We start from the raw sequence: 21,347 nt of genomic DNA on the forward strand, positions 1-21,347 counted from the left end.
CCGGGACCGATGTTCCGGTCGGGCTGGCGGGATTTGAACCCACGACCCCCGGCACCCAAAGCCGGTGCGCTACCAAACTGCGCTACAGCCCGCACGCCACCGCCGTGCACGATGACGCGAGAAGTCTAGTCCCGATCGGCCCCGCCCGGCGCATGACACGTCCGCCCCCCGGACCCTGTACGCTACGGGTTGGCGATCGGAGGGCCACCAGCCCTCCTCCGCACGCGGGCGTAGCTCAATGGTAGAGCCCCAGTCTTCCAAACTGGCTACGCGGGTTCGATTCCCGTCGCCCGCTCTCTCGTTTCCAGGTCAGAGCCCTGCAGGGCGATCCTGACAATCTCTTTCAAGATCATTTATCACCCATTTTGGCACTGGGATCCGGCACGCCTGAGCGCATCCTGGTTCATCTGCAAACCTTAATGATCATGTCGTGACCGCCCCCATTGAAGGTCGACACGGCGCAGGAGCAGGCAGGCCCAACGCTGATTGCCCGGCTCCCGCCGGGAACCGGGCAATCAGCCAGCGGACGTTTTTCTAGTTCGCTCCTACCCCGAGCAGCCGACGTTGGTCAGGCGGTGACGACGCGGTAGCTGACCCGCACAGATCATTTGCAGGGGAACTCTCCCGTCCGGGCGAGTCCGTAAGCGCGCGTGCGCCCCCAGCCCAAGGGCACGTGCGGCTGTTTCGACGTTCGTCGTGGTGGGCAAGGCCTGTTGCCCGTGATATCCGGTGTCACGTGCAAGACGTCAGAAGTCGCCGATGCGACGTCCGCGCGCACTCCAGGATCACTGGAATGCCCCATGTGCCAGGCCGCCGTAGCCGCATGTGCGGCCTCCCGGTAAGCCGCGATTCGCGCCTCATGGCCGAGAGCCGACTGCCGAGCCCCGGGCACCGGACGCGCGGTCGGGACGGCCGCACCCACACCCCACCGATGCCGCAGCTTCGGCAAATGTGAGGTCAGCGGCAAGCCTGCCGCTAGAGAAGTTGATCGGGGATTTCGCGCTGTTCGTGTATCCCGGAACCGCTACCGCGTATTCGATGATCTGGCCCGGTGTCGGGACACTGAATCTCAACCGGACTAAGAGACCGGCGCTCACACAGACCCACGAAGAACGCTGCCTCGCTCTCTGCCACCGCAGCCACGGTCCGCAAACTGACTCGAGGCGGTTCCTCCAGACCCGGCGCGCTCTGCTCGTTCCAGTTCAGCGCGCGATGGACGCGGTGTCGCCGTCCGGTCCGCGGGCGCAGTCCGGAACAAGCCGTACCGCCGCTCGACGAACTGACAGCCTTCCGCGCCTTGTGATAGTCCCGGGTGACGTTCGGTCTGCGACCATCCTCACGTGCGAGCGTGGCCACGACATTGATGTGATCGTTTGCGTGGCGCACGGCGATCCACCGGCACGCCTCTGCACCATCCCGTGGCACAAATGCCGGCCTGGTGCATCAGTTCCCTCGTGCACCGTCGGGACCGTCTGAAGCCGGCAGGAGCGGTACCCGCTAGCGGCCACGGTGACCGCTCTACGGGAGGTTCGTCAGTGATCGATGCGCTCGTCTGATTCGCTCTCCAGATCGGCTAGGAGGAACTCGGCCACGGCCTCCTCCGCGATTGCGGCGTCGTGAGCGGCGAGCAATCGGGCGAGTTCGGTATCCCAAGGGCTGTCGGAGACACGGCCCGCGGACGGGAACGGTCCGGGCGCGTTGACCAGGGCCGCCCGGTAGTCCGCTGCGGACATCCGCCATGGCCGCGCACCCGTTCTGACGATGACATGGGCGGCGATACGCAGGCCCTCACCGTCGAAGTCCCCGTGATATCGAAGCACGCAGCCGGAGGCGGCAAGGTCGCGCAGGAGGCGGATGGCGGCGCTGTTGGGCCAGCCCGACGAACAGACCAGCGGCGGGCATCGCCGTCCGAGGTGCTGAACGGCCAGAGCGACGATCGAAGGGTTTTCCGTCACCCACACCGTCGGTCCGATGTCATGCAGGCTGGGAGAAACTGCGAGTTGTGCGAGCGTGAGGACGGATGCCTGTCCGGCATCCGCCCAGCTGTTCAGGGAGTGGGCCAGAGCGTCCGAGCCGCTCGGACGCATTCCTGCGACAAGCACCGTCGTGGACAGGGAGTCGCAGGCGATACCGGCCCTCTCCCAGAGTGCTCTGCGTTCGACCGCATCGTCCGGAGGGGCGATGGCATACACGCAGGAGAGGGCCTTCAGAACGACGCCGGACAGGCGACGGCCTTCGTCCAGCGCGTGCGGGTCGCCGAGCGTGTCGGTCGCGAAGGCGGCGAGCGGACGGCCGTCGGCCGGCAGTACGGCGAGCACCGACAGGGCCTGCTCCAGCATGGCGCGGGTGTCCTCGAGCGAGCCTGCGACGAGACCGCGGCGGCGGACGTCGGCGACCCAGTCGAGGAGCGCCGGTTCGGCGACGACGACCGGATGCTCGACCAGCCAGCTCCAGAGGGCTGTGCGTCTTCGTTCCCAGTCACGGCGCTCGGCCGCCCGATCCCCGATCGGTCCGATGATCGTCTCAGTGGCGGTCCGGGTGTCGCAGCCGGCCATCTCGTCCATCACGGCGTCCAGGCGGGTGACCGCGATGGTCAGTGTGGACGGCGGATACCTGTCCATGCCGAGCAGGTCCGCGAGCGCGGCACGTTGGCGCTCTCCGAGCCCGCTGACGGTGACCCTGCTCACCGGGGCGCCCGAGGAGAACCTTCGGTGCAGCTCCTTCCACAGCGGGACGAGGTCGGAGGCCCGGAGCCGGTCAGGAAGCGCCATCGAGGTCCTCGATCGCGAACAGGCCGTCGTCGGCGGGCACGGTGCGGTAGCCGTCCCAAATGAAACGGGCGGTGGTGACGGCGTTGTCGCCATCGCCGTCGGCTCCGGTGATGAGCTGGTGGATGGCGATGCCGTCGAGCTCGCGGTAGTCGCACCATTCGTGGTCGGAGGTCAGGACGAGGTCGAGGCCGAGGTTCACCAGAAGGTCGAATACTTGGCCGCGGTTGGTGGTGTCCACACCGACGAACACTTCATCGAGCAGGATGAACCGGGGACAGCGGGGATCGGTCTGGTAGTGGGCCGCCACGGCGGCGATGAGCGGCAGGTGAAGCGCGATCGCCTTCTCACCGCCGGAGAGCGCGCCGTGGAGTTTGCGGGTCAGGTCCTGCCATCCTTTTCCGTCCGCGCGTTCGAGACGCACGGTGAAGCGGTGCCAGGCGGTGTAGTCGAGCACCTCCATCAGCTGTTCCTCCCAGCTGGCGGCGGTGTTGGCGGCCCTCGCCTCCTCGACCCGTTCTCGGAAGAAGCGGTAGAGCGCCTCCCTGTCCTCGTTTCCCAGTCCAGCTGGATCGCGGAGGAGGAGCTGACGGGCGGTGCGGATGCCGACCGTCTGCTGCGGGTCGACCTCCCAGACCAGTCGCACGGCGACCTGGGACGCTGTCCGCACGCGTTCGAGGCGGCGATTCATGCCGTCCACGAGGTCACCGGCCTGCCGGATCCGGTCGGCGAGATGGCGGCGGGTGTCGCCCGCGAGAGTGCGGTCGAACAGGTCGCGTTCCTTGTCCGTGATGTCGGCGCGCCGTCTGTTCCGCTCCTCGGCGAGGGCGGTGCTCAGCTCGGTCGCTCCGACGCGGATGCCCTGCATGGTCGCCGTGAGGATCTGGACGTCCTCATCCGGCACGAGTTCCAGGTCGGCCTGGTCCGCCAGGACGTCGCGAGCATGATGCATGGCCTCGGACAGGCGAGCGCCGGCGTCCCTCACATGCTGGGGCTCGTGCGGGGTGCGTTCGAGCGCGGCAGCGACGGCACGGGCGCTTTCCAGAGTCGCTCTGACACCGTCGTCCGGCGCCGCCTTGGCTTTGAGGTCGGCGTCGACGGCCAGATGCCCAGTGGCGAGATGGCGAAAACGAGCGGCGGCCCGATCCCTGGCGGCCACGGCGTCGTCGCGCGCCTGCTCCGCCGCGGTGACTGATTTCTTCAGCGCGCCGATACGTTCGCGCAGGTCGGACAGCGTGTTCCGGATGTCCTGGCAGGTACGGCGGCACTCGTTGTGCTCCCGCCTGGTCGTCGTGAGCCGTTCGAGGACCTGCCGGTGCTCGACACCGATCGACGCGTCGATCGTGGCGAGCCGTTCGGCGAGCGCCTCGGCCCCTCCCGCCGCTTCCGCCGCCGACTCGGCGGACTCTAAGGCCGTGCGTGCGTAGTCCTCGGATGCCTCGGTCGTGGATCGTGCTCTGGCGTCTGCGGCCAGCAGAGCCGTGCAGTGCTCGATCCAGACGATGCCGCTCTCACCAGCGTCACGTACAGCGTCGGTGAGAGCGTCGAGGGGGCCAGTCTGGACCGGGAGATCGTGCTCCGCTCCCAGGAGGGCGAGTGCGTTCAGCGCCGACTTCAGCTGGTTCTCCCGATCACCGAGCCGTTCCTGGTCCCGCTTCAGCTGGTCGCCGTGCTCGCCGACCTTCTGTTCCGCTTCGGCCAGCGCCCGCGCGGCGTTGTTGAGCGGCCGGTGCGAAGGTCTGTCGCCGAGTTCGGCGCCCAGTGCCGCCCTCCCCGTCCGAAGGCGGCCGAGGAGTTCGTCGATCTCGCTGATCCTCGCGTTCAGCTCTCCGATCTCGGCGTCGAGTTCCTCGATGCGGCGGCGCCGGGTTCGTTCCCGGGCGGTCGCTCCGATGAAGGCGGGCTCGGGCTTGCTCCACCGGCCGGACGCGGGGCCGAGGCGCCAGGATCCGTCCGTGCCCACGGCGGCCGGATGATCCGTGTACCGCGCGGTGCTTCCCAAGGCGACCGCGGAGAGGAGGATATGCAGGACCTCAGGTGCGACGGCGGTGTCCGACTCCGCCACCAGCACGTCGGCGATGCTCGGGCCGGGTGCGGGGACGGTCGGACGACCGGACAGGAACGTGTCCAGTTCGTCGGTCAGGACGGCACCGTCCGGCATCACCCATGCGTCCAGGAGGCCCGAAGCCTCCAGTGCGGCCTCGATCCCGGCCTGGACCGGCTGAGTGACACCGTCCGCGAAGGCCACCAGTCGCCAGAGCGGGCCACCCGGCCGCGACGTTCGGACCGCGGTGTGCGTGTATCGAGCCTCAGGTTCGACAGCGCTCTGTTCCACAAGAACGGCGCGGCGATGAGCACGGGCGTCCAGCGTTGCGACGGTCTCCTCCCGGCGGGTCCGAAGCGTGTTCTCCTCTTTGGCGAACCTCTCGATCGCCTCGGCGCGTGCCGTGAAGATGATCTCGTCGCAGTCGTGTTCGTCCTCGACGGCCGACGCGAGCGCATCGGGGTCGAGCGGGGCGAGGTACCGGCACGTGCGCGCCCAGCGGGCCAGTTCGGACGCCAGGGTCTTTCGGATCGCCGCATGCTCGTCCCGCGCCGCGTCGCGGGCTTCCACCGATCTCTCCAGCCGGGTCCGGCTCCGGTCGGCCTCGGCCTCGGCCTCGGCGCGGCGCTCACGGGCCCGTTCGTGGACGTCGATCGCCTTCCGCACTTCACCGATCTGCTTCTCGCGACTGATCGTCGACGCGCGCAGGAGATCCCGGGCCCGCCTTGTCGCGCCGGCGGCATCGCCCGGCTCGGCGGAACGCGACAGGCGGAGGAGCGGCTCAAGGCAGTCCGCCGCCTCCTGATGGGACACGGCGAAGCCCGCACGCTCTGCCGCACGGGCGGCCTCGGCGCGGGCTCGCTCGGTCAGTGATCGCCGGTCGGCGGCGTCGGACACGGCCTGCTCGGCCTCGTCCCGTCTGCGCCGCGCGTCGGCGGCATGGCGCTCGGCGGTGCGCCGCGATTCGGCCGCTGCGCGCTCGGCCTTGCGCGCGTTCTCCCGCAGGTCGTCGAGCTCATGTCCAGCCTGGTACGCCGGGCTGGCGAGGAGACCCTCGATGCGCCCGCCGAGGGTCTGCTCCCGGCGCTCTTCCTCTTCCAGCCGCACGCTGGAGGCCTCATGCTCAGCGACGGCATGGGCCTGCTTCTCCTTGTCCACGCGGGCCGTGCCCGTGAGCCGGTCCATGGTCGTCGTCGCCGAAATCAAGGATGCGGCCGCGGCACGCAGGACTCGCTGTGCATAGGTGCGCTGCCGGGCCGCGAGCCGCCCGGCCTCCGCGACGTGCCCGTCGAGCCGGTGCAGCTCTTCCCGCTGGCGGTCCAGCCGTTCGAAGCCCTCGGCGATCTCGTGGATCTCACCTTCGCCGAGCGGCGGCAGGGCACTGGAGAGCAGCTGCGAGAGCAGGCCGGGATCGAGCCGTTCCGAGAGCTTGGGGGTGCGGAGTTGCCGCAGCGCCGTGAGCAGCGAGTCGTAGCGCTGTTCGGTCAGGCCGCGGTAGAGCGTCCGGCGTACCGTCGTCCGGTAGGCGTCCGCCGATTCGTGAACCTTTCCGGCGGTGCCCAGCGCATCGTCGAGCGCGGCCCGGGTGAGAGGCTGGCCACCTTCACCGGTGAGGCTCAGGCCGCCTTGGCCTCCGATCCGTTGTCCGCTGGTGAAATAGGCGACGGTGACGTTCTTGGTGTTGACCGTTGCCTGCAGGCGGGCACCGCAGGTGAACCAGCGCGGCTCGTCCTCATCGTCTCCCGGGTGGGCGAACTCCAGCCAGACGTAGCCCACCCTGGTACTGCCGGTATGACCGTCGCCCATGAGGTTCCAGTGCATGGTGCGCTCGCTGCCGCCGAACGTGGACAGCCGGTTGGGCTTGAGGCTGGCGTCCAGCAGGTAGGGCAGCAGCAGCTCCAGAACCTTGGACTTTCCGCTCCCGTTCGGCCCGCGCAGGAGCAACCGCCCGCGATGGAACTCGAAGACCTCGTCGTAGTAGCGCCAGACGTTGAGGATGCCGGCCCGGGTGGGCCGCCATCGGGCCAGGTTCGCCTCGTCCGTGCCGGATTCGGTGACGATCATGCCTCCTCGCGATCGACGGTGTAACGAAGGGCCGCGGGCATCAGGCGCACGGAGCCACCGGCGTGGCGCGCCAGCCCGAAATCGCAGAGCACCGCGACGGCGTCGCCCGTGAGGCGGCTCGCTCCCCCTTCCGACTGGTAGGCCCTGGCCCACTTCGGGAAGCGGTCGAGGAGCCGAGCGGACTCCTCGACCAGGTCGTTGAACGCTCGGTTCCCGGGCTGGGCCGCCAGCACGTCGAGCAGGAGCAGCGCGGCCACCTTGGCGTGTGCGCCCTCGTCGGGGAACCTGCCGTCGGAGGCGAGCGAGTCCGGGTCGATCAGAAGGTAGCCCTCGGCCCGTTCTTCGAGTTCGAAGCCCGCCTCCGCGGCCGCGCGGCGGATGATCTGCCGGCCGGTCGGCGAGCCCGCGTAGGCGAGCTGCGCGGCGGTCATGTCGGCGCGGTACACCACCGGGTCGTCGAGAAGCCTGCGCAGCAGTGAATGTCTGGCCCAGAGGTTGCGCTGCGTCTCCGAGGCCCCCTCGGCGGAAACCGCGGGATCGGCGGCGGCCCCGTATCTGGGTTCGACGGTCAGTTCCCGCAGGTCGGGCCAGGCCGCCGGGTCGTTCGAGGAGTCCGCGACCGCCGATGGCGCCACTGGTGCCGCCAGCAACCTGAGCAGGCGTGTGGTGTCCACCCGGTACAGCACCTTGGCCTCGGCACTGTCGACGTAGGAGTCGGTGACGCCGTCGATGGCCGTCACCGCCCCGTAGTGCTCCAGCAGCCGCAACGCGTCGGCGAACGCCGCGCGTTCGTCGCCGCGCACCGGGTCGAACCCGGTGATGTGCTCGTCGGCGGCCGCGGCCTGGACGACGCGTTGCGCGAGCATCCCGATCGTGGTCACGGGCGTCGTGAGCGCCTCACCGGCGATCAGGCAGAGCAGCGTGTAGCGGCGCCGGTCGAACGGGGCGCGGGTCGAGCGCCGCCGTCTGGCCGGACGACTCGGGTCGGCCGACTCCGTCACCTTGACCAGCCGCGCGTAGCCGAGACGGGGTTCCACGAGAAGCCGCCATCCGCAGTAGTAGTCGAACCAGCGGGCGAGCGCGTGATGGCGTCTCCGGATCAGGTCGAAGACCTCGGGATCGGCCTGCAGGGAGATCAGGGGCCGTCCGAGCAGGATCCGGATCGCCCTGGCCAGCTCCTCCTTCTCCGCCTTGACGAGCTGGTTCGCCAGAGTGCTCATGTGCCGGGCACCTCCCGCGGCGCCTTCGGGCCGCCGCCGATGAAGCGGATCTCCACCGGATGGTCGGGAGTGGTGAACCGCCCCAGCTCGGTGCGCAGTTCGACGCCGGGCCCGTCGGGAGCGGGCCAGAGCGTGACCTCGATGCGGCCGTCGGTGGTGACGGCGCGACGCAGGCCGCTCGCGTCGGGGCGTGCCGCCAGGGCCCGTCCGAGGAGGTCGAGGAGCCGCCGGAAGGTGTCGTGTTCGAGCGAGCCGAACGAGGACAGCTCCACCCGCCCGCCGGTGGCGAGCCGCTGCCACGCGGCCTCCAGTTCGGCCCTTTCACGGCGGGCGCGTTCCCGCCGCGCGGCGCGGACCGAGGCCACATCACGCACCTTCGCGGTGCGGCCGATGTGCTCGGTCCTGCCGCTGGTGCGCAGGTGCGCGGAGACGTGCACCGGCTCCGCCTCGGCCCACGGGACCCCGGCGGGGATCAGCTCGGTGTCCTCGTGGGCGAGGTGGGCGTGCCGGGCGGGCGCCAGTCCGAAGGCCGTTCCCCACAGTCGGTGCGCGTCCTGCTCCGACGGGGCGTTGGCGAACCAGCGGGCGAGCGCCCGGAAGTCCGCGGCCGCACTGGACGAACGCCGTCGCGACTCGGTGATGCGGTCGAGCACCTGGAGCAGCGAGACGATCGCCCGGCGGGCGACATCGTGCAACTGGCGGACGCGGGGGACGGCGTCACCGTCGGGCAGGAACCACAGCTGCAGGCCGTCCCACTTGGCGCGGCGGGCGGTCAGCCAGGCCGCCGCCGGATCGGCTCCGGGGCTCGGCGGCAGCTCGGCTCCGACGAGCGCCCTCTGGTGCAGGACGCTGACGCCCCGCCGCTCGACCTGCGCGAGAACGGTGCCGACCGCCTCGGCGCGCGAGTCCAGGTTGGTGACGAACTCCTGGAGATAGGCGATGGTGGCGCTCTTGACCTCGTGGAAGGTGGCGAGGTCGGCGCCCTCGGCCCGCATCAGGCGCTGCAGCTCGCCGTTGAACTGCTTGGTGTTGTTGCGCAGTGCGTCCAGGTGTCCTTCGAGCTCTTGGAGGGTGGTGAAGATCCGGCGGTTCACCGTGGCGTCGCCCGTTCCGAGCAACGCGTCCAGCTCACCGAGCCGGTCGGCGATCGCGTCCAGGACGGCCGTCTGCAGGGCACCTGAAGATTCGAGGACGGTGAGAGCGTGCTGGACTCCGGCGAATGCCGCCTCCCCGCGGCGGGTCAGCGAGTACTGCAGGTTCTTGCGTTCGTACTCCTCGGCCGTGGCATAGGCGCCGGCATGGTTCTGCACCACGTCGAGGAGCTTCCATTGGACGAGCTGCCCGAGCGTCCGATTCAGACCGGTGTCGTCCAGCGGCGCGAACCAGCCGATCGCCCGCAGCCGTTCACGGACCTGGTCGAACGTCAGGAAGGTCTCCAGGCGTTCGTTGGCGTCCCCGAAGGCGTACATGACCGCGGTGTGCAGATCACCGCGTTCGGTGGTGGTGAACTGGAACATCTCCGCTGGGACCCGCGGCGGCGCCATCACTTCCCCCTTCCGCCGATACGACCTTCTTCAGCCGGGCACGTAGACCGGCGCCCCGCTTCCCTCAGCCGGCACGGCCAGGCAGGAACGGACTCGGTGCACCGGTGTAGGAGACGTACAGCGAGTCACGTGCCCGGGTGCAGGCGACGAAGAACAGGCAGCGTTCGCGCTGAAGGTCGTGGGCGTGCGCGGTCGGGTCCTCGTCCTTGTCGGTGAGCGCGACGGCCGCGGGCAAGGCTTCGGCATCCGCGCCGGTCACCGCGGCGCAGCGGAACTCCAGCCCCTTCATGCGGTGCATCGTGCCGACCCGCACGCATTCCTGGGCCGACCCGCTGGCCGCCAGGGACGCCGTGCTGATCCCCTCGGCGGCGAGCGCCTGCTCGATCCTGCCGACGCCGCTGACGAAGCGGGTCGCGATCCCGATGGCGTGGGGCTCGACACCGGCGTCGAGCCAGGCTCTGACCTGCTCCACCAGCGCGTCGAGCTCCGCGTTCCGGTCGGGGAATCCTCTGACGACCGGGCGCCGCCCGTGCAGGGACGACCGATAACCGGCCAGGCTGTCCTGCGTGTCGTCCAGGCCTGCGACCGGTTCGACCCCGAGCAGGCGGACGGCCCAGTTCAGGATCTCCGCGGTCGTGCGGTAGCTGAGCTTCAGTTTGTGGCTGCGCCCGGTGACGGTGATGCCCAGGCTCTTCAGCGAGACCCGGTGATCGTAGATGCGCTGGTGCGGGTCGCCGACGATGAACAGGTCGTCCGGTCCCACCGCGACGGCGGCGCGAAGGATCCGCCATTGGGCGGGGTGCAGGTCCTGGGCCTCGTCGACGACGATGTGCCGGTGGCGCGGAGCGGGCTCGGCGGCCAGGATCCGCGCGGCCTCGGCCGCGATCTGCATGTGGGTGCGGGCGCCCGTACCTGCGAGCAACTCCAGGAACCGCGCGATCGCCGCCCACGCCTTCTCCCGCTGGGCGGGGTTGAGCTGTCTTCCCCGCCCACGGCGGACGCAGCCGAGATACGCCTCCCGCCCCGAGAGGTCCTGGGCCAGGATGACCTGCTCCCACTCCCGGCGCAGGAACGCGGCCGAGAACGGCGCGGCGGTGTGCTCAATCGCGATGTTCCAGAGCGCCTGGATCTCGGCCTTTCCCGCGATCTTGGGATTGTGCCCGCCGGCGTCCTTCACGATCCGGTAGGCGAGCTTGTCGATATTGATCACCTCGACCCGGTCGCGGGCCTCGGGATCGTCGATGAGCAGGTCGAGCTGGCCGTCGAGGGTCTCGGCGAGGGTCGTGGTGAAAGTGGTCACCAGGACGGGCTCCCCCAGCTCGGCGAGGTGACGGGCGCGATGCAGCGCCGTGACCGTCTTCCCCGTTCCCGCCCCTCCCGTGACCTGGACGGCACCGTTGTACGAGCGTCGCCCGGCGAGTCTGCGCTGGGAAGGATGCAGGAAGATGCGCCAGAGCGCGAAGGGGTGGGCGAGCATCTGCGCCAGGTCGTCCGGGCCCGAGACGAACACCACGTCGCCCGGCGACCGTTCCATGGCCGTGACAAGGTCGGAGGTGTCCACGGCCTCCGGCGGCGAGGAGTCCGGCAGCAGCCCGCAGATCTCCTCCCATGCCTCCTGCGGGCTCATCCCGCTCGCGAGGGCCACGAGCGCGAGGTACTGCGGCTGGGGGAGCATGCTCTCCAGCGCGACCAGGTGGTCTTCACTTGTCAGCAGCCGGACGATCGGGAGCACGTCCGCGTCCAGCCCGAGATTGATCAGTTCGCCGTCGCCGTACGCCGCGAACAGCCGTTCGGGCTGCGTCTGCGCCAGCGCGTCGAGTGCGGGCTTGACCTGGGCGAGTGCGGTCGCGTCGCGGACCTCGAGTACACCCAGTTTCTGGTTCACGCTGAACTTGCGGCTCTTGGCATACTTGATCGCGGCGTCGTGCTCCATCACCGCGATGAGGCAGTAGACGTCGCCGGTCTCGGGTTTGAGGACGATGCCGCGTCGGCTCCCGTCGATGCGGATCGTGCGCACGTTGGGGTCTTCGGCGGCGTGCAGCTTCTCCAGGTGGAGGCCCGCGAAGGTGTGGTGCTCGAATCGGTCAATGGCCTCATCGACCGACTTGCGCACCGTTTTCTCCAGGTTTGCATAGCCTGTCAGAAAGCTCTTCGCGATCGCGAGTCTCGGCACGCTTGTTCGCCTCCGTGGTTCTTGAGCAGAGGGCACGGTGATGCGGGCGGTTCCCGGTGAATTCTCGTGATTGGTAGGGCACGATGTCCACCTGAAGTGAAGCGGGGAGCGGAGAACGCATGGCGGAAACGGTGGCACTCGACAGCGACGTTCCCGCCCACGGGCAGCTCGTCACGGTGCGCAACCGCGTATGGGTCGCCGCCAACGTCGTGCCGGGGACGGTCAGCGGCGCCACAGACAACATGCTGACCGGCCGCACGCCCCACCTGGTGGAGCTCATCAGCATCGAGGACGACGCCCGCGACGAGCGCCTGGAGGTGGTCTGGGAGCTGGAGCCCGGTGCGGTCGCCCACGACCAGCACGCGCTCCCCCATCCGGGCAGGGGCTTCGACGACCCGGGCGAACTCGACGCGTTCCTGGACGCGGTCCGGTGGGGGGCCATCGCGTCCGCCGACCGCACGGTCCTCCAGGCGCCGTTCCGCTCGGGCGTGCAGATCAAGGACTACCAGCTCGACCCGGTCGTGCGGGCCCTGTCCATGCCCCGCACGAACCTGCTGATCGCCGATGACGTCGGCCTCGGCAAGACGATCGAGGCCGGGCTGGTGATGCAGGAGCTCATGCTCCGCCACCGGGCCCGGACGATGCTGATCGTCTGCCCGGCGGGCCTGACGTTGCAGTGGCAGGCCGAGATGCGCGACAAGTTCGGCCTCGACTTCGTCGTGCTGGACTCGGCGTTGCTGAAGGAGCTGCGCAGGTCCCGCGGCCTGTACGTGAACCCCTGGGAGCACTACCCGCGCATCATCGTCAGCATCGACTGGCTCAAGCGCGACCGTCCGAGACGCCTGCTGCGCGACATCCTTCCCGACGTCCCGAAGTATCCGCGCAGGTTCGACATGCTCGTCGTCGACGAGGTCCACACGTGCGCGCCGACGACCCGGGGCCGGTACGCGATGGACTCCAGGCGGACCGAGGCGATCCGCCTGCTCGCGCCGCACTGCGAGCACCGCCTCTTCCTGTCCGCGACTCCGCACAACGGCTACCCGGAGTCCTGGACGGCCCTCCTGGAACTCCTCGACGACCAGCGCTTCGCGCGCAACGTCCCGCCGAGCGAGGAGCAGCTCGCCCAGATCATGGTCCGGCGGCTCAAGCGGGAGCTGCCCAGGCGCTGGGACGGGTCACCGGAGTTCCCCGAGCGCGTCACGTCCTACCTGGAGACCGCCTACTCCGACGAGGAGCGCCAGGCGCACGCCAAGCTCGCGGCCTACGCGAACGGCCGCCGGAAGGCCGCCTCCTCCGAGAGCGGCCGGACCGCCGCCGACTTCGTGACGATGCTGCTGAAGAAGCGCCTGTTCTCCTCGCCGAAGGCGTTCTACGAGACGGTCGGCACGCACCTGCGCACGATGACCGAGCGGGAGCGTGCAGCCGACCGGCCGGACGAGCTGGAGCGGGCCGCCGGGAAGGCGGGCGAGCGCGTCCTGCGTCCCCTCATCGAACGTCTCGAAGAGACCGCCGAGCAGGACGACGCCTACACCGAGACCGAGGGCGAGGCGCTCGGTGCGGCACGCCGCGTCATGGCGCCGCTCAGTGCCGACGACAAACGGCTGCTCAAAGAGCTCCACACCTGGGCGGGCGAGGCGAAGGACCGGCAGGACGCCAAATTCAAGGCCTTCCTGAAGTGGCTGGAGCCGATCGTGCGCACCCCGGACGGCGGCTGGACCGACCAGCGGGTCATCGTGTTCACCGAGTATCTGGACACGCAGCGCTGGCTCCGCGACCGCCTGATCACCGCGGGCTATCCGGCGGCGCGGATCGCGCAGCTCTACGGCGGTCAGGACGTCAAGGAGCGCGAGCACGTCAAGAACGTCTTCCAGGAGGACCCGCGGATCAAGGGCGGCGAGGTGCGCGTGCTGCTCGCCACCGACGCCGCCAGCGAGGGCATCAACCTGCAGAACCACTGCCACCGGCTGCTGCACTGGGAGATCCCGTGGAACCCGAACCGGCTGGAGCAGCGCAACGGCCGCATCGACCGGCACGGCCAGACCGCCGACCGGGTCGAGGTGTTCCACTTCGTCCCCGAGGGCTGGGAGGGGACGCGGCCCCGCGAGGACGGCTCGCTGGAGGACGAGCTCCACTTCCTGTACGTGGCGGCCAAGAAGGTCGAGCAGATCCGCGAGGACCTCGGCAGCGCCGGTGACGTCATCGCCGTCCAGGTCGAGCAGAAGATGCTCGGCAGGCGCGCGGACTGGCAGACCGCCGACGCCGAGATCTCCACGCGCGGCGGCCGGGCCGCCCTGAAGGTCAAGCACGACCTCGCCCGCGACCTCCAGCGGCTCGCCGAAACCCTGGCCGGGAGCCGCACCCAGCTGAACCTGTCTCCAGAGACCATCGAGCGGGTCGTGCGCACCGCCCTGCGGCTGGAGCACAACAAGGACCTGATCCCGGCGCCTTCGCCCCCGGACTTCCCGGCGGCCTGCTTCCGGCTGCCCGCACTGTCCGGCTCATGGGCCACCGCCCGCAACGACGGCCTGCACCACCCGCTCACCGGCGCCGAGCGCGTGGTGACCTTCGACGGTGACGCCGTCGGCGGACGCACCGACCTGGTCCTGCTGCACCTCGGCCATCGCCTCGTCCAGATGTGCCTGCGCCTGCTGCGCGCGGAACTGTGGTCGAGCGCCCACGACATCGCCCGGAAGACGAAGCTGAACCGGGTGACCGCCCGGATCGTCCCCGGCGACCTCCTGCGGGTCCCCGCCATCGCCGCGCACATGCGGGTGGTGGTGACCGGGGCGGAAGGAACCCGCCTGCACGAGGAGATCATCGTCGCGGGCGGGATCCTGGAAGGCGGCAGGCTCGTCCGGGTGAAGGCCGAAGACCTGGAGGAGTGGCTGGCCGCCGCCACGCAGGAGCGACCGCCCGCGCACGTGCTCGACCGGTTGACCGCCCTCTGGGACGACGAGCTGGACCCGCGCCTCACCCGCGTCCTGGAGACCCGGGCCAACCAGCGCAAGGGACGGCTCGGCTCGGACCTCGACACCCGCTGCGCCCAGGAGATCGCCGCCATGGAGCGGGTCCTGGCCGAGCTGGAGCAGTCGATCCGCACCGCCCTCGACGACGACGAGCAGTGGGAGCAGCCGAGCCTGTTCGAGGTCGAGCAGCGCCAGCTGCGCGCCGACCGCGAAGCCCTCCGCAGCCGGCTCGCGACGATCCCCGCGCAGCTCCAGGACGAGACCGACGCCCTCCGCCGCCGCTATGCCGAGCCGAAGGCGCGGTGGTTCCCCGCCGCCGTGACGTTCCTCGTGCCCGCCTCGATCGCCCACGGGAGCAACCGGTAATGCCACCGCGCGGAAGAAGGCCGAAGGCCCCGTCCATCGCTAAGGAGCACGCCGCCTGGGTCCGGCTGCTGCCGGCCGAAGGCCCGTTCATCGCCGTCCCCGTCCTCACCGCGGTCTTCGGGCAGGGGCTGGACACCGTCCCCGCGCCGGTGATGGATCGCCTGCGGAGCGCGTGGAAGGAGGTCCAGGAGGCGCCGGACCTCCTCAACGCCGCGTGGTGCGACTTCATCCTCCGAGAGGTTCTGCGCCTCACGGGCGCGGTCATCGCTGAGGGCGCGGCGCTCCCCGGCGCGCTGCGCGCCGCTCCCGGAGACCATCGGGCCCGGCCGGACGGCGTCCTGTACGGCCCCGACGGCAAGGGCGGCCGGGCCGAGCGCCTGCTGCTGTACCGGCGCCCGTGGACCGAGGCACTGGACAGGCCGGGACGAGCCATCGGCACTCCCGTCGAGCACGCCGCCGATCTGTGCCGCCGCAGGGGAACGCCCCTCGCCCTGCTGACGAACGGCCGGTCCTGGATCCTCGTTCACGCGCGCCCCGCCGTGCCCACCACCATCGCGAAGTTCGACGCCGACCTTTGGCTTGAGGAGACCGACCTCCTGCGCGCCTTCACCACCCTGCTGTCGGCGCAGCGCGTCCTGCCCTCCGCGACGGCGCCGGACGGCGGCCACTCCACAAGCCTCGCGGCCCTGTTCGCGCGCAGCGCCGAAGCGCAGGCCGAGATCACCACCACGCTCGGCGCCCAGGTGCGGGACGCGGTCGAACTGCTCGTCGCCGAGATGGGGCAGCTCGACCGTGCCGTGGGAGGCCGCCTGCTCGCGGGAGTGGAGCCGCGCGACGCCTACCGCAGCGCCCTCGTCGTCATGATGCGGCTGGTGTTCCTCCTGTACGCCGAGGAGGCCCGCCTGATGCCGGTCGGCACCCGGCTGTACGACCTGTCGTACTCGGTCAGCAAACTGTTCGACCAGCTGGAAGACGACCGCTCCCGGCACGGCCCGGGGGTCGGCGACCGCAGGTCGGCGGCGTGGCCCCGGCTGGTCGCCACCTTCCGCGCGGTGCACGGCGGCTCCCAGCACGACGCGATGCGCATCCCCCCGTACGGTGGACGGCTCTTCGATCCCGAGCGCTTCCCCTGGCTGGAGCACCTCCCCGTCTCCGACCTGGTGGTGCACGCCGTCCTCGAAGCGCTGCTGTTCCTGAAGAAGCGCGGCGAGCGCCTGTCCTACAAGGGCCTCGGCGTCGAGCAGATCGGCCACGTCTACGAGGGCCTTCTGGAGTTCTCCTGCACCATCACCGGTGAACCGTACGTACGGCTCATCGGCAAGCACGAGGCGAAGGTCCCGCTGTCGGCGCTGGAAGCCGCGGCCGAAAGCGGCGACGGCTTCAAGGACTGGCTGGCCCAGCGGAGCGGCGCGACACCGTCCCAGCTCACCAGGGCCCTTTCCGCCGAGCCCGCCCAGGCCGATGTCGGCAGGCTCGACGCGGCCTGCGACAACGACCATGACCTCGCGGCCCGCGCGCTGCCCTTCCTCGGCCTCTACGAGAAGGACCTGCGCGGCCGTCCGGTGGTGTCCCCGGCCGGCTCGCTCATCATCAGCCGCGTCGGCGACCGGCGGGCGACCGGTACCCACTACACGCCCCGCGAACTCGCGGACGAGGTGGTCGAGCACACCCTCGCACCACTCTGCTTCTCTCCCGGCCCCGCCCAGGGCGCCGAGCCCGCGGCCTGGCGCGCCAGGTCGGCGGACGAACTCCTTGAGCTGAAGGTGCTCGACCCCGCGATGGGCTCGGGCGCGTTCCTCGTCTCCGCCTGCCGATACCTGGCCGACCGCGTCATGGACGCCTGGGACCGCGACGGCCTCCCCGACGACGTCCGGACGGCGGCCGGGCCCGGCCACGACCGCGAGGACCTCGTCCTGGAGGCCCGCCGCCGCGTCGCCTCCCGCTGCATCTACGGCGTTGACCGCGACGAGATGGCGGTGGAACTGGCGAAGCTGTCGATGTGGCTGGTGACCCTCGCCAAGGACAAGCCGTTCTCTTTCCTGGACCACGCCCTGCGCGCGGGCGACTCCCTGGTGGGGCTGACATCGATCGACCAGCTCCTCGCCTTCCACCTGGACCCGCAGGAGGGGTTCCGGGTCAACTCGCGGCTGACCAACACCCTCACCGACACGACAAAGGTGATCGTGAAGCAGGTCGAGCGGCTGCGCCGGGAGATCGAGGCCGAGCCCGTCCGCGACGCCGTCCACGGCGAGGAACTCGCGAGAAAGCTCGCCCTGGCCGACAGGCTGGTGGACGACCTGCGCTTCGCCGCCGACGCCGTCGTGGCCGCCGCCCTCACCGCCGCGCTCGACAAGAAGCAGAACCGCAAGCCCCACTGGGAGAACCCGGACGAACCCGAAGAGGACCACTACGCGCAGCGCCTCTCCCGCCTCACCGAGGACGTGGAAACGGCACTGGCCGGAGTCGCCGCCGCCCTGCGCTCCCTCGAAGACGAGAACCTCGACCCATCCGAATACACCACGCGCCTAGACGCCCTCCTACACGGCTGGGCCGGAACCGCAGACCTGATCACCCTCCAGGAAGAATCCGAACGCGCCGCCAAGGAAGTCCGCGAACTCACCACCCCGATGCTCCAAGGCCCCCGCAAGGACCCCATCCGCCCCCTGCACTGGCCCCTGGAATTCCCCGAAGTCATGGGCCGTGACGGCTTCAACGCCGTAGTCGGCAACCCACCCTTCATCGGCGGACAGAAATTGACCGGCAGCATCGGCGACGACGTCCGCGAATACCTCGTCCGCTGGATCGCCCGAGACCAGCGAGGCAGCGCGGACCTCTGCTCCTACTTCCTACTGCGCGACCTGGAGCTGGCACCGCAGGGCCGGACGGGCATCATCGCCACCAACACGATCGCCCAGGGAGACACCAGAGAGGTCGGCCTCGACCAAGCCGCCGATTGGAACTGGGACATCTACCGCGCCGTAAAGTCCCAACCCTGGCCAGGAACAGCGTCACTTGAAGTCTCCCTGGTCTGGGAAGGGCATGCACCCAAGGACGAGACCCGAGTGCTGGACGGCAACAAAGTCCCGGCCATCACCACGTCCCTCGACCCCATCTCGCGAGTAACCGGCAAGCCCTACCGCCTCGCCGCCAACAAGGACCAAGCATTCCAAGGCTCCAACGTTCTAGGTAAAGGCTTCATCCTCACTCCTGAGGAAGCTCAGGAACTGATCACTGAAGACCCAAAGAACAAAGAAGTAATCTTCCCGTATCTGAACGGAGAGGATCTAAATCAGACCTGGAATTCTTCCGCGAGCCGCTGGGTTATTAATTTTCACAACTGGTCTATAGAGGAAGCACGGAAATACATTTCTCCCTTCAGGATAGTGGAGCAGAAAGTCAAGCCCGAGCGCGCCAAGAATAGAGACGCAAGACGCCGTGAGATCTGGTGGAGATTCACTAGGCCGACAATCGAACTCTACGAGCAAACCTCCACATTGGAACGCGTCCTGGCGATCGCACTCGTCAGCAGAACCGGAATGCCCACTTGGCAACGAACTGGTCAAGTTTTTTCGCATATGCTTGCCATATTCGCAACAGACCGAGACCACTCACTCTGTCTCCTTAGCAGCTCTTTTCACTTCCTGTGGTGGACCTCGAAGGGCCAATCAACACTCCGAACCGATGCCAGATATACACCGTCCGACGGTTTTGAAACATTTCCTCTCCCCCGTCAAACAAATAAGATGGATCAGGCGGGAGCGAGCATGGACGAGTACCGACGTTCCATTCTCAATACGAGAAGATCTTCTCAAGCTGGCCTAACAGCAATCTACCAATTGGTGAACGATTCCCTAACCACAGACGCAGACATCTTGCGACTGCGGGAGAGCCACATCGAGATCGATGAGGCGGTGCGGGAGGCTTATGCGCTTGATGAGGAGCGGGAGCCGGGGATTCGGGAGTTCGAGGAGCGGGTTGCGTCTGCGCCGCTGCCTTCTTGGCGGGAGATCGAGCTTGGGCATGGGTTTCATGAGACGCGGCAAGGTGTGCGGTTCACGATCAGCCCGCAGGCGCAGCTTGATGTGTTGGACAAGCTGTTGGCATTGAACCACTACCGGTATCGGCAGGAGCAGGAGAAAGGGCTGCACGCTCCGAAGAAGCGAACTCCGAAGCGTGCGCCTGTCTCGAAAGCCCCTACCGAATCGCAGGCGTCGGTCGAGGATGGGCTCTTCGCGCCGCCCGACGCGTTGTTCTGACGGCTCAGAGTGGCGGTCTCCGCGATTGTCGATCACGGCGTTCCCGCAGGGCGAGGGTGACCCGCGGAACGAGAAGGTAATGGATCCGCTCGGCCGCTTCCGCCGGAGCCGTACACGGCGCGAAGAGCACGCCCGTCGAGGACTTGAACCACGGGACAGGCTCAGCCGACGGCACGTTCGGGGCCCGGATGAGCATGACGGTCTCACCAGCGCGCGGTACCCGTACGTCGATGACACGAAGGAGCTTCGGGGTCAGGTCGAACTGCGGGAGCGTCGTCCACCCTCGACCTTCGAGAACAAAGGCAAGGTCGCTCAGGTACGTCTCCGCCGCCACCAGGGGCATCAGCGGGAATCGGTAGACCGCTTTGGGCGCGGACGCTGACTTCGCCCGGTCGCTGTTCGGCTGTCGCGCCCAGAAACGACGCTGACGCTGTCTCCGAATCATGACGTGCGGGGGTTCTTGGTGACCGCCCTGTCGCGCTCTCGGACGAGGGTCTCGCGCAGGTCCGTCGCCGTGTCCTTGAAGACGGTGGGGTCCACGCCCGCTGCCGGGTCGTGCAGGGTCGCCACCCAGCCGCCGAGGAGCCCGTCCCACCGGACCGATCGCCAGATCCGGTGGCCCGTGAAGTCTGCGCGGAGCTGGCTGAGCATCTGATCGTCGTTGAATGCTTCCGTGTTCATTTTCGGATGGCCTCGCCTCGATCGTTCGTCGGATTGACGCGCCCAGCCTTGTGCAGCGAGTTACGATCGGACTACAGACCGATGTCACCCCACCCACCCCCCACCTGAGCCGGTCGCCCCACCACCGCGTCCCAGGTCGTTAGGAAAGGGGCGCCCCCAATGTCCGCTGATGCCGGTGACTTCACGCGCGATCCTCTGATCAGGGCTTACGCCGCCCTGCTGCGCTCCTACCGGGAGGCGGCGTCTCTGTCACGAGCCAAGCTCGCCGAAGCGCTCGGATGCTCACCCGGATGGATCGAGAAGCTGGAGATCTGCGAGAAGCCTCCGTCCGAGGCGACGTCCGACGACCTCGACACCTTCTTCAAGACCCCGGCCCGCACCTTCCACACCATCTGGGTCGAGATCAAAAGGGAGGGTAAGCAACCCGTCGGCCTGCCTGGCTTCCCCGGATACGTACGCCGGGAGGCGAAAGCGTCGATGCTGAACATCTTTGCAGCGATGGTGCTGCACGGTCTCTTCCAGACACCGGCCTACGCCCGTGAGGTCCTCAAGGTGGGTCGCAGCCCCGAGGAGGCAGAAGAGTTGCTCGCAACACGGCTTGCCCGCCAGGAGATCTTCCAGCGCCCGGGGCTGGCACAGATTTCCGCCGTCATCGACGAAGGCGTTCTACGCCGCCCCACCGGTGGCCTTGCTGTCATGAAAGAGCAGCTTGATCACTTGATTGGCCTTGCGGACGATCCACGGGTCACCTTGCAGATCGTTCCGATCAGCAAGGGCGCGTACCAAGGAAACATGGGAGCCTTCACCATCCTCGGCTTCGAGCAGGACCCAGAGGTCGTCTACGTAGAAGGGCACACGTCCGGGCAGTTCATGGAGGACCCTCGTGAGGTTCGCGGGCACACGCTAGCCTTCAACCTGATCAGGGGAGCTGCTCTGTCCGCAGATCAGTCCCTGGAACTGCTGCACAAAGTTGTGGAGAGCTTATGAGCAGGTCGGGCCAGACGTTCGGGCCGTGGCGTACGAGCAGCTACAGCGGCAGCAGCGGAGGCGAGTGTGTTGAGGTGGCCCCCCTCTGGCGCAAGAGCAGTCGCAGCAGTGGCACCGGTGGTCAATGTGTGGAAGTGGCGGCGTTGAGTCCCTCGGTCGCCGTTCGTGATTCGAAGAATCCGGATGGGCCCATGCTGACCTTTGACGCCTCCACCTGGGCGGTGTTCACCAACGTGATCAAGGCGGGACGGCACGACCTGGGCTGATCGGCTCAGGCC

The 21,347-nt window shown here is 68.8% G+C and carries 10 protein-coding genes and 2 tRNA genes; 5 read left to right on the forward strand and 7 right to left on the reverse strand.

Annotated elements, in window-relative coordinates; genetic code table 11:
• Window positions 1-18: 18 nt before the first annotated feature.
• A tRNA-Pro gene (locus ACH34T_RS34530) sits at window positions 19-92 on the reverse strand.
• Window positions 93-224: 132 nt separating this feature from the next.
• On the opposite strand from ACH34T_RS34530, the gene ACH34T_RS34535 reads away from it, so the two are divergent.
• A tRNA-Gly gene (locus ACH34T_RS34535) sits at window positions 225-295 on the forward strand.
• Between the two features lie 1,237 nt (window positions 296-1,532).
• Here the strand turns inward: ACH34T_RS34535 and ACH34T_RS34540 are convergent.
• The 5 genes from ACH34T_RS34540 to ACH34T_RS34560 all read right to left on the reverse strand — a co-directional run bounded on the left by ACH34T_RS34540 (window position 1,533) and on the right by ACH34T_RS34560 (window position 11,753).
• A complete protein-coding gene (locus ACH34T_RS34540; RefSeq protein WP_396025165.1) occupies window positions 1,533-2,687 on the reverse strand; it encodes a TIGR02679 family protein in 1,155 nt (384 codons plus the stop codon).
• Window positions 2,688-2,757: 70 nt separating this feature from the next.
• A complete protein-coding gene (locus ACH34T_RS34545) occupies window positions 2,758-6,876 on the reverse strand; it encodes a TIGR02680 family protein (protein WP_396025166.1) in 4,119 nt (1,372 codons plus the stop codon).
• On the reverse strand, window positions 6,873-8,096 hold the full coding sequence (locus tag ACH34T_RS34550; RefSeq protein ID WP_396025167.1) for a TIGR02678 family protein: 1,224 nt from the start codon (window positions 8,094-8,096) through the stop codon (window positions 6,873-6,875). Before ACH34T_RS34550 ends, ACH34T_RS34545 begins: the two co-directional genes overlap by 4 nt.
• Window positions 8,093-9,640, reverse strand: coding sequence for a TIGR02677 family protein (locus tag ACH34T_RS34555; RefSeq protein ID WP_396025168.1), 1,548 nt, complete (start codon window positions 9,638-9,640; stop codon window positions 8,093-8,095). Before ACH34T_RS34555 ends, ACH34T_RS34550 begins: the two co-directional genes overlap by 4 nt.
• A gap of 64 nt (window positions 9,641-9,704) precedes the next feature.
• A complete protein-coding gene (locus tag ACH34T_RS34560; RefSeq protein ID WP_396025169.1) occupies window positions 9,705-11,753 on the reverse strand; it encodes a UvrD-helicase domain-containing protein in 2,049 nt (682 codons plus the stop codon).
• A 179-nt stretch (window positions 11,754-11,932) separates the two neighbouring features.
• On the opposite strand from ACH34T_RS34560, the gene drmD reads away from it, so the two are divergent.
• Together drmD and ACH34T_RS34570 are read left to right on the forward strand one after the other, a co-directional pair.
• Window positions 11,933-15,145: a DISARM system SNF2-like helicase DrmD gene (gene drmD, locus ACH34T_RS34565; protein ID WP_396025170.1), complete on the forward strand. Its 3,213-nt coding sequence runs from the start codon at window positions 11,933-11,935 to the stop codon at window positions 15,143-15,145.
• On the forward strand, window positions 15,145-19,401 hold the full coding sequence (locus tag ACH34T_RS34570) for an Eco57I restriction-modification methylase domain-containing protein (protein WP_396025239.1): 4,257 nt from the start codon (window positions 15,145-15,147) through the stop codon (window positions 19,399-19,401). The genes drmD and ACH34T_RS34570 overlap by 1 nt, the downstream gene beginning before the upstream one ends.
• Window positions 19,402-19,842: 441 nt before the next feature.
• Here the strand turns inward: ACH34T_RS34570 and ACH34T_RS34575 are convergent, their stop codons facing one another.
• Window positions 19,843-20,082, reverse strand: coding sequence for a hypothetical protein (locus ACH34T_RS34575; RefSeq protein ID WP_396025171.1), 240 nt, complete (start codon window positions 20,080-20,082; stop codon window positions 19,843-19,845).
• A 159-nt stretch (window positions 20,083-20,241) separates the two neighbouring features.
• On the opposite strand from ACH34T_RS34575, the gene ACH34T_RS34580 reads away from it, so the two are divergent.
• Window positions 20,242-21,069: a Scr1 family TA system antitoxin-like transcriptional regulator gene (locus ACH34T_RS34580; RefSeq protein ID WP_396025172.1), complete on the forward strand. Its 828-nt coding sequence runs from the start codon at window positions 20,242-20,244 to the stop codon at window positions 21,067-21,069.
• Complete coding sequence (locus ACH34T_RS34585; RefSeq protein ID WP_396025173.1) at window positions 21,066-21,335, forward strand: DUF397 domain-containing protein; 270 nt, start codon at window positions 21,066-21,068, stop codon at window positions 21,333-21,335. Before ACH34T_RS34580 ends, ACH34T_RS34585 begins: the two co-directional genes overlap by 4 nt.
• Window positions 21,336-21,347: the final 12 nt, after the last annotated feature.

It is taken from the genome of Actinomadura sp. 9N215 (assembly GCF_044326345.1).
Classification (GTDB): domain Bacteria; phylum Actinomycetota; class Actinomycetes; order Streptosporangiales; family Streptosporangiaceae; genus Spirillospora.

What these genes read in the sequence shown, in the direction of transcription:
- ACH34T_RS34555 (WP_396025168.1), bottom strand. Translation starts at nt 9,640, where the DNA reads ATGGCGCCGCCGCGGGTCCCAGCGGAGATGTTCCAGTTCACCACCACC.
- ACH34T_RS34570 (WP_396025239.1), top strand. Translation starts at nt 15,145, where the DNA reads ATGCCACCGCGCGGAAGAAGGCCGAAGGCCCCGTCCATCGCTAAGGAG.
- ACH34T_RS34550 (WP_396025167.1), bottom strand. Translation starts at nt 8,096, where the DNA reads ATGAGCACTCTGGCGAACCAGCTCGTCAAGGCGGAGAAGGAGGAGCTG.
- ACH34T_RS34545 (WP_396025166.1), bottom strand. Translation starts at nt 6,876, where the DNA reads ATGATCGTCACCGAATCCGGCACGGACGAGGCGAACCTGGCCCGATGG.
- ACH34T_RS34585 (WP_396025173.1), top strand. Translation starts at nt 21,066, where the DNA reads ATGAGCAGGTCGGGCCAGACGTTCGGGCCGTGGCGTACGAGCAGCTAC.
- ACH34T_RS34580 (WP_396025172.1), top strand. Translation starts at nt 20,242, where the DNA reads ATGTCCGCTGATGCCGGTGACTTCACGCGCGATCCTCTGATCAGGGCT.
- drmD (WP_396025170.1), top strand. Translation starts at nt 11,933, where the DNA reads ATGGCGGAAACGGTGGCACTCGACAGCGACGTTCCCGCCCACGGGCAG.
- ACH34T_RS34575 (WP_396025171.1), bottom strand. Translation starts at nt 20,082, where the DNA reads ATGAACACGGAAGCATTCAACGACGATCAGATGCTCAGCCAGCTCCGC.